This is a genomic window from Thiohalophilus sp. (genome assembly GCF_034521165.1).
In the GTDB taxonomy this organism is placed as follows: Bacteria; Pseudomonadota; Gammaproteobacteria; order UBA6429; family Thiohalophilaceae; genus Thiohalophilus.
Genome location: NZ_JAXHMV010000013.1, coordinates 221373 through 229640, shown reverse-complemented (window position 1 = coordinate 229640; position 8268 = coordinate 221373). Strand labels below are relative to the sequence as shown.

Here is an 8268-nt window from a genome sequence, read left to right as displayed (position 1 = left end):
GGTTGTCCTTGTTCGTCACCACCACCAGCGCATCCCAGGCCACCGGTATCTGGTGCGCATTGCGTTCCTCGTCCAGACTGTTGAGCGAGGTCCGGCAGGCACCGCCGATATCGATATTGCCCGCCGCGGCGTTGCGAATGCCTTTGGTGGCGCCCCCCCCGCTGAGACTGATGTGAATTCCGGTCTTGGCTTCATAGGCTTTGGCCAGCTCGGCCATGAAGGCTTTTTTGGTGATCCCGCAACCCGCCCAGTTGATATCCGCCTGTTGCGTCGGCTCGGCGCCGGCGATTGCCGATAACCCGAATAATGCGGTTACCAGGCATAAAAAGTGAAAACGTTTCATTGCGACATCTCCTGCACTGGATATTTGTCTCATTTCATCATCGACGACTTTACGGGTTATCCCAGGTTGGACCGGGGATACTGTGTAGGACGTCACACAAATCGCTTTATTCCAGACAGTTGTTTTTAACCATATTCAAATATCGATACATGCTTATGTGTATACATTTGCAGAGCAGTGGGCGATCAAAAAAGGGGGCTTGCCGCCCCCTTTGTTTTAGCACGTGATGACAGTCGGCTCAGACATGCCAGCCGTATTCATACGCCTTCTGCCGGGCCAGTGAGGGCACGTCTGTGGCAACGAAATGCTTGTGCAGAATTTGCACGCTGATCATGTGATTGATGACCGCATCGAGCTTCACCTGCGTCGAGGCCGTGGTGTCCTCGGACTCGTGCAGATCGAACAGCGCCTTGACGCCGGCCTTGTCCAGAATCCCCGCCTGCTCAATCGCCTCATCGGAAAGGTAATTGTCGGACAGGACCTTGAGCGCGGCCCATTTTTCCGGATCGGTATGCGCGGGAGGCGCCATGAAGGCGAACTTTTCCCGTTCGTACAGCGTCGTGGGCAAAATGCCCTTCATCGCTTCACGCAACACGTATTTCTCGGTGCGCCCCTTGATACGCATGGAGGGCGGCAACTGGGCGCAGTACTCGGCCAGGTGATGATCCAGGAACGGCGGCCGGGACTCCATGGAGTTGGCCATGTCGACCCGATCCCCGCCCCAGGTGAGGATCTGGCCTTCCAGCATGGTCTTGATCCAGACGTACTGGGCCTTGTCGAGCGGATGACGCCCCTCGAGCATGTCGCCATCCAGCGCTTCGGCAATCGCCTGACCGGGGGCATACCCTTCGACCTCCTGACGCAATGCGGGCGACAGCAAGCCGGGCACATGTACCGCCGAGGCGAGCCAGGGTTGCAGGCAACTGGGGGTGAAGCCCATCAGTTCGTTCAGGGCCGGATCGCTAACTTCGTCCTCGGCCAGCATCGCGCCCTGGAACAGCTTGTTGGCCTCGGCCAGGATGCTCTCCCATTCGGCCCGCTCGGCCGGCGACAGGGTATCCATGCCGTGCAAAAACATGTCGCGGCGAAAGGCCGGATAACCGCCAAACAGTTCATCCGAGCCCTCGCCGGTCACCACCACCTTGTAACCAGCCTGGTGCACATGCCGGCTCATCAGCAGCTTGGCCACGCCCAGGGTGTTGTAAATGCTGCGCTCGGTATGCCAGAGCGTTTCCTCGAAGTTCTCGTACAGATGACCGGCGTTGAGCAGCATCACATCCTGATCGGCCCCGACCGACTCGGCCATCTCGGTGGCAATCGGGGTTTCGTCGTAATCGGCATCGTCAAAACCGATGGTGAAGGCCTTGACCGGTGATTGCTGACTGGCCGCCGCCATCCCCAGTGTGGAACAGGAATCGATCCCGCCCGACAGGTAGCAGGCGACCGGCACATCAGCTTCCAGGCGCAGTTGAAGTGCATGCAACAGCTGCTTGCGTACACCTTCGATGTAATACTCTTCATCATCGCGATCGTTTTTCTCGCGTTCGCTCTGCAACGGAAAATCCATGTCCCAGTATTTCTGGTCGGTCACCTGGAACTTGCCGTGTTTGCGTTCGATGATGACCACATGGCCGGGTTTGACCTGATTGATATTATCGAAGGCGGTATGCCCCGGCACGGTAGTCTGCATCAACTGATGAAATACCCCTTTGGCATTGAACCGGCGCGGGACATCGGGATGGGCGAACAGCACCTTGAGCTCGGAGCCAAACACGATCTTGTCACCGGTATTGCTCCAGTACAGCGGTTTGACCCCGAAACGATCGCGCACCAGCATCAGCCGATCATGCTGTTTGTCATACAGGGCAAAGGCAAACTCGCCGCGCAGGTGCGGCAGCATGTCCTCCAGTCCCAGGCGCGGATAGAGGTGCAACACCATCTCCGAGTCGCTCTTGGCCTTGAAACGCGCACCTTTCAGGGTCAGTTCGGTGCGAATCCGTTTGTAGTCGTAAAACTCGCCGTTATGCGCCAGCAGCAGGTTACTGTCCTGTGACAGAAAAGGCTGGCGGGCACGCTCTTCGTTGAGATCGATAATTGACAGCCGGGCATGGGAGAATCCCACTCCCTGCTCATCCAGTGTCTTGTAACCGAATCCGTCGGGACCACGATGGTGCTGGATGGCCGCCATGTTGACCAGCAACTGCGGATCGATGGTCTGTTCGGGATTGGCGTGAAATATTCCGGCTATGCCACACATAATATAGTCAGTTAACCTCTATCGATCGTAAGTCTTGAATCGTTAGGTCGTTAGGTCGTTAGGTCGTTAGGTCGTTAGGTCGTTAGGTCGTTAGGTCGTTAGGTCGTTAGGTCGTTAGGTCGTTAGGTCGTTAGGTCGTTAGGTCGTTAGGTCGTTACGATGTGTCACACTCGCTGCCTTACACCCTCGCACTTAGTATCTAGAACCTTACAGTCATGTAGGTCACGCTGGCGTCAGCCTGCGTGACACCCCCGCCGATACGGAGAATGTCAGGTAGCGCTGCGCGGAACCTGACCTACGCCTCTACGCACCTCGCGCCTAGAATCGCACCAGGCTGTTCATAATCGCCATGCGTACATAGACGGCGCCACGTGCCTGGGCGAAGTACCAGTTGTGCGGGGTGTTATCCAGATCGGTTGCCAGCTCTTCGCCGCGCGCCAGCGGGTGCAGGATGATCGATCCTTCTTTTAACGGTGAGTGACTGTCCAGCCGGTATTCGGTACCCAGCTCTTCATAGCTGTCACCGACCCAGGCGATGGCATTGATATACACCACATCCGTATCCGGTAGCTGGGCGTCAAGATCGGCGGTCACGCGCAACTTGAGCCCGGCTTCCTCCAGTTCCTCCTTCTGCCCGCTGGAGAAGGGCTCTTCAGAATTGCAGATGATCACCACTTCCTTGATCGCCGGGCTGAACAGCGCCAGAAAAGACAACAGGCTGCGCACGGTGCGCATGCGACCCGGTACGCCGATTACACAGACGCGAATTTTCTTGTCCGCCGGCGGATTGTCCATCAGGAATTCCGGCCGCCACTTGGCAATCGCGTAGATATCCGCCAGCGCCTGGGTCGGATGCTCATCGGTGCCGTTACCGGCATTGATGATGGGAATGCGCAGGACATCGAGCATCTCGTAGATGGCTTCCTCGTTGGAATCACGCAGGACCACCACATCGCCATAGTGGCTCATCATTTCGGCCACATCGTGTAACGACTCGCCCTTGGCCACGCCGGTGGTCGACGGATCGGTGATGGAGATCACGTCGCCGCCAAGGCGGTGCCAGACGCTTTCGAAGGAGAGCCGGGTCCGGGTACTCGGCTCATAAAATGCACTGATCAGGATTTTGCCCGTGAGTGGAAACTGGCCCATGGTCTGGGTGGTTTCGAACTTGGCCGCCAGCCGACACAGCTGGGTCGCCTGCCCACGGGTAAACTGTTTGCCGGAGACCACCGAGCGATTGGCCAGATCGGCCAGGGCGGCCGGATCCTCCGGAATCTGCTCCATCAGAGACATGGGCATATCCAGCCCATCGGTCCAGTTGGCGGGTTCGATGCGCTCGTCGAGCTTGGGATGTGTTTTGTCTACCATAACTGTTGTTTTATCCAGTCTCTTATCCATAAATAAATCAGAATCAACGGCGTGAGCGCGGAGACTGCCACCGCGGCCGTTACGATAAAGGCGAGAAATCCGGCACTGGCGGTCATGTTGCGCTGCCCTCCTCGCTCTGTTTCAGTTGTTCCCATTCAAATTCGGTTTGCGATAACGCCATGCTGATAAAGACCGTCACCATGGACACCGCCGCCGACACCAGTGCCGCCACGTAAAAGCCGATGCCAAAATAGGCCCAGGTACCGCAGGCGGTGCCCAGTACCATGGCCAGCAAGGCCCCTGTGGCGTTGGCCCGTTTCCAGTATAGCCCGGCAACAACGGGCCAGATAGCACTGGCAACAAAGGCGCCCAGATATTGCAGCAGACTGCCCAGGGTGGAAATGCGCGGCAGGCAGATCAACCAGGTGACCACCCCCAGCAGAATCACGATCCGTTTGGCCATCGTCCGCAGGCGCTCATCGCTGGCCCGGGGATTGATATGGCCCTTGTAGATATCGGTCAGGACCAGATCGCTGGTCGCGGCCAGCAACGAGTCGAGACTCGAAGCCAGTGCCGAGAACACAATAATAAAGACCAGCACGGCGCCGCCAAAGCCCAGCAGTTCGGCGGCGACCATAGGCCCGACCATGTCTGCGGCCGGCACGTTCAGTCCCAGCGCCGGCGCTGCCAGAGCGATAAAGCCGGCCACGATCGGGATCGGCACCCAGATAATGCCCGCCAGCAAATAGGCCCGAAAGCCCACATCCTTGCGAAAGGCAAAGGCGCGGGACCACCAGACATTGGAGTGGAAAATTTCGCCGATGCCGAACAGCAGATTGTTGAACAGGAACATGACCGCGGCCGGCATCAGCAGATTCAGTAATTCCGGACGATCTTCCAGCAGGCTGGTGTGCATCCGGTCGAAACCCACCTCGTTGATCGTCAGGATCGCCAGGGTCACGACGCCGCCGATGATCAGCAGGGTCTGGATAAAGTCGGTGCCGATGACCGCGCGTAACCCCCCGAGCAGGGTATACAACACACAGATGGTCAGTATGACCGTCATTCCAAGCTGGTAATCGATCCCGGTCAGGGCATGAATCAGCACGCCGCCGGCCATACCCAGACTGATCAGCCAGCCGATGGCATAACAGAGTGAGATAACCAGAAACACACGCCAGGTCCAGACACCGTAGCGCAGGCGGATAAAATCCCCGCTGGTATAACCGAACGGCAGCAGCTGGCGAATACGCCGCGCCAGTGGCGCGAACAACATCAGCCCCACCGAGCCCAGCGAATAACCCAGCATGCCCCACAGCCCCAGTTGCAGGGCAAACTGGGGCGCGACCATGGTGGTGTTGCTGGTGACCCAGGTGGCCATGGCCGTGGCGGTACCCAGGGCCATGCCCACGCGCCGGCCGGCCAGCATGTAATCATCCAGCTCCTTGTTCTTGCGACCCCAGAACCAGCCCAGCCAGATCCAGACCACACTGAAAATGGCCAGGATCAGCCAGCCGACATTGGCGTCGAGAATCGCGGAGTTGACGCTATTCATGCCACGACCTTGTTGATCTCCTTGATGGCATCATCGGTGGTCATGACCCGGGAATAGCGATCCTTGACCGTGCGAATCGTCGCCGTATGTAATTCGGGCGTAACGGTAGTACAGCCATCCGCGATCAGGGTCGTGTAAAATCCGAGGTCACTGGCATCGCGAATGGTGGTGGAAACACACTCATTGGTATAGACGCCGCAGACAAACAGGCCGGTAACGCCCATGTTGCGCAGCACATATTCCAGGTTGGTGGCATTGAAGACGCCGCTGGCGCTCTTGTTGATCACGATCTCATCCCCCACCGGCGCCACTTCGGGAATGAACTCCGCCTCCCTGGAACCGGGCGCGGCATGCAAGCCAAGGCGCTTGTGCCCGGGGCTGCGATCCCGCCCGTCCCGGGTCAGGGACTGGATACGAATATGGATCACTTCCAGTTTGTTGGCACGAAAGGTATCCTGCAGGCGCCGCACGTTGGGCAGCACCGTATTCTCCAGCGAATCGAAATAAAACTCTTCGGCCTCGTGCGGCATCTGTTCCCGGTCGACATTTTCGAAAACACCGTAACCCCGTGCGGCATCCAGATATTGCAAATCGATCACCAGCAGCGCGGTATGGTGTTCCTCCAGCGATTGCTGAATCGCCTGTACCGGCGTAATCGAGGCACGATATTTTTCTTCAAGGGGATCGACATCCAGAAACTCCGGATTCAGATCCAGATCTTCACTCAGATCAAACGTCTCATCGGTCATGCGGCTTGTTCTCCGGCAATTTTATACAGAGCATTGAGCATAACATTGGCGCCGCGCTCGATATCCACCAGCTCGGTCCACTCGGCCGCCGAATGGCTGCGTCCGCCCTTGCTGGGCACAAAGACCATCGCGGCACGGGCGATGCGGGCCATCATCTGGGTATCGTGGGCGGCGCCGCTGGCCATGACCAGCGGCTCATGTTTCAACTGTTTGGCCACCGCTTCCAGATCATTGACCAGACCCAGATCGCACTTGACCGGGGGGATCTCGCTGAGAATCTTGAACTCGAACATCAGATCACGTCGCCGGGCGATGGCCGACAACGCCTTGCGAAAGGCGTGCTGCAGATCCTCGAGGGTATGCTCGTCGGTATCGCGCGCCTCCAGGGAAAAATCGACCCGCCCCGGTACCACGTTGGGTGCCCCCGGCTTGATATCCACGCGCCCGATGGTGGCCACGCTGCGTGCCGAGCCATTCTCTTCCAGGATACGTTGAATCTCACTGGAAAATTCCGCCAGCCCCTGAAAGGCGTCGTTGCGCATGTGCATCGGCGTCGTGCCGGCATGGTTGGCGGTCCCGATCAGGCTCACCTCCCACTTGAACAGGCCGGCGATGGCATCCACCACGCCCACGCTCAGCCCCATCTGATCCAGTATCGGGCCCTGTTCGATATGCAGCTCCACAAAGGCATGGATGGCCTCCGGGCGATAGCGGGCATGCAGGGCGTGCATCGCATCATAGCCGCGTTCCTGCATTGCCTCGGCCAGTGATATGCCATCCAGATCGATCGCCTGATGAATCGATTCGGGTGTTAGCTGGCCGGCGATCGATTGCGAGCCGACCATGCCGCCGAAACGGCCCTCTTCATCAGTAAACGAGATCACTTCCATCGGATAGCGCAACGGCAGATTCTGTTCCTTGATAGTGCGCAGACACTCCAGTCCGATCAGCACACCCAGCGCCCCGTCCAGATGACCGGCAGCGGGGACCGTATCCAGATGCGAACCGGTCACGACTGCCGGGGTATCCTCGTTCCAGTTGAGCCGGCCATGAATATTGGCGGCACCGTCTTCATACACTTCCAGCCCGGCCTCTTCCAGTTGTTGTTTGAACCAGGCGCGGCCTTCCATATCAGCATCGCTAAACGCCATGCGATACAGACCATGGTCCTCGTGACGGCCGATAGCCGCCAGTGTATCGATATCTTCCTGCAAGCGTTTGATATTGATTGATAATGTCACTGTGACTCCTTGCTGTGATAGCGTCGATTGCCGATCAGAATCGCGATCAGGATCGATAAAAAGACAATCGCACCGACGGTGAAAAATCCGAAAGCCCGTGACAGGGGATGATGTTCGACCTGTACCTTGACGATGTCAGACCAGGCTCCGGTCGAACCGTTCACATCAACCCGCCGGGCGCGATAATAATAAGTGCCATCGGAACGCCCGGTGACCACTCTCGCCCGATCCCGGCCCTGGTAAAGGGTTTCTGCATTTCGAAACCGGGCGTTATCGGCTTCCTGAATCTCGACATTGACGTTGTCAGCGACGCCTTGCCATTTGAGTTGATAGTACCCGGCCGTGGCGACATCTGTATCCGCCTGCAAATCAAGGGCAAAGGAAAGGGAGGGCATACACACCAGCAAACACAATACAGCCCCCCGTATTTGTCCCTGCACAAGACGCGCAGCCCGGGTGCCAACCAGCGACAGACGCCCGATCGAACGGGTAAAACGGCTTGTTGGTTCAGAAGAATTCAATGAAGTATCCATTATCTTCGCTACAACCAGGTGCCGGGTAGAAACGGCGATGACAAGTGGCCTGGGCAATGCGGCGAAATTTGTTTTCCATTCTGCCATGACTGGCAACAAAATTCACATTAGCCAAAAGTCTAGTTAAAAGAGAGACTTATTGCCAACAAGCTGATACAGACCAGGCGACACAGCCTGGATGTCTCGGTCACACAGGGATTTATTCCAGGGCATCCGGGCAGG

Annotated in this window: 8 protein-coding genes; all 8 read right to left on the bottom strand. The window is 57.7% G+C overall.

What is annotated here, in order from left to right; translation table 11 throughout:
- On the bottom strand, positions 1-343 hold a 343-nt coding region (locus U5K34_RS13210), incomplete at its 3' end, for a substrate-binding domain-containing protein (RefSeq protein ID WP_322568866.1).
- Positions 344-581: 238 nt separating this feature from the next.
- The gene (gene asnB / locus U5K34_RS13205; protein ID WP_322568865.1) at positions 582-2600 is read right to left on the bottom strand and encodes an asparagine synthase (glutamine-hydrolyzing); all 2019 of its coding nucleotides are present in this window, start codon (positions 2598-2600) and stop codon (positions 582-584) included.
- A gap of 318 nt (positions 2601-2918) precedes the next feature.
- Positions 2919-3968 carry a hypothetical protein gene (locus tag U5K34_RS13200; protein WP_322568864.1) on the bottom strand — a complete coding sequence of 350 codons (1050 nt, stop codon included), beginning with the start codon at positions 3966-3968 and terminating at the stop codon, positions 2919-2921.
- Positions 3962-4084: a hypothetical protein gene (locus tag U5K34_RS13195; RefSeq protein WP_322568863.1), complete on the bottom strand. Its 123-nt coding sequence runs from the start codon at positions 4082-4084 to the stop codon at positions 3962-3964. The genes U5K34_RS13200 and U5K34_RS13195 overlap by 7 nt, the downstream gene beginning before the upstream one ends.
- Positions 4081-5523 (bottom strand): sodium:solute symporter family protein, encoded by a 1443-nt coding sequence (locus tag U5K34_RS13190; protein WP_322568862.1) that lies wholly within the window; start codon positions 5521-5523, stop codon positions 4081-4083. The genes U5K34_RS13195 and U5K34_RS13190 overlap by 4 nt, the downstream gene beginning before the upstream one ends.
- Positions 5520-6272: an isochorismatase family cysteine hydrolase gene (locus tag U5K34_RS13185; protein WP_322568861.1), complete on the bottom strand. Its 753-nt coding sequence runs from the start codon at positions 6270-6272 to the stop codon at positions 5520-5522. Before U5K34_RS13185 ends, U5K34_RS13190 begins: the two co-directional genes overlap by 4 nt.
- Positions 6269-7513, bottom strand: coding sequence for a Zn-dependent hydrolase (locus U5K34_RS13180; protein ID WP_322568860.1), 1245 nt, complete (start codon positions 7511-7513; stop codon positions 6269-6271). The genes U5K34_RS13185 and U5K34_RS13180 overlap by 4 nt, the downstream gene beginning before the upstream one ends.
- Positions 7510-8145 carry a hypothetical protein gene (locus tag U5K34_RS13175; RefSeq protein WP_322568859.1) on the bottom strand — a complete coding sequence of 212 codons (636 nt, stop codon included), beginning with the start codon at positions 8143-8145 and terminating at the stop codon, positions 7510-7512. The genes U5K34_RS13180 and U5K34_RS13175 overlap by 4 nt, the downstream gene beginning before the upstream one ends.
- Positions 8146-8268: the final 123 nt, after the last annotated feature.

Bases quoted from the DNA above. Each gene is read 5' to 3' on its own strand.
- asnB (WP_322568865.1), bottom strand. From the start codon at position 2,600: ATGTGTGGCATAGCCGGAATATTTCACGCCAATCCCGAACAGACCATC.
- U5K34_RS13200 (WP_322568864.1), bottom strand. From the start codon at position 3,968: ATGGTAGACAAAACACATCCCAAGCTCGACGAGCGCATCGAACCCGCC.
- U5K34_RS13195 (WP_322568863.1), bottom strand. From the start codon at position 4,084: ATGACCGCCAGTGCCGGATTTCTCGCCTTTATCGTAACGGCCGCGGTG.
- U5K34_RS13190 (WP_322568862.1), bottom strand. From the start codon at position 5,523: ATGAATAGCGTCAACTCCGCGATTCTCGACGCCAATGTCGGCTGGCTG.
- U5K34_RS13185 (WP_322568861.1), bottom strand. From the start codon at position 6,272: ATGACCGATGAGACGTTTGATCTGAGTGAAGATCTGGATCTGAATCCG.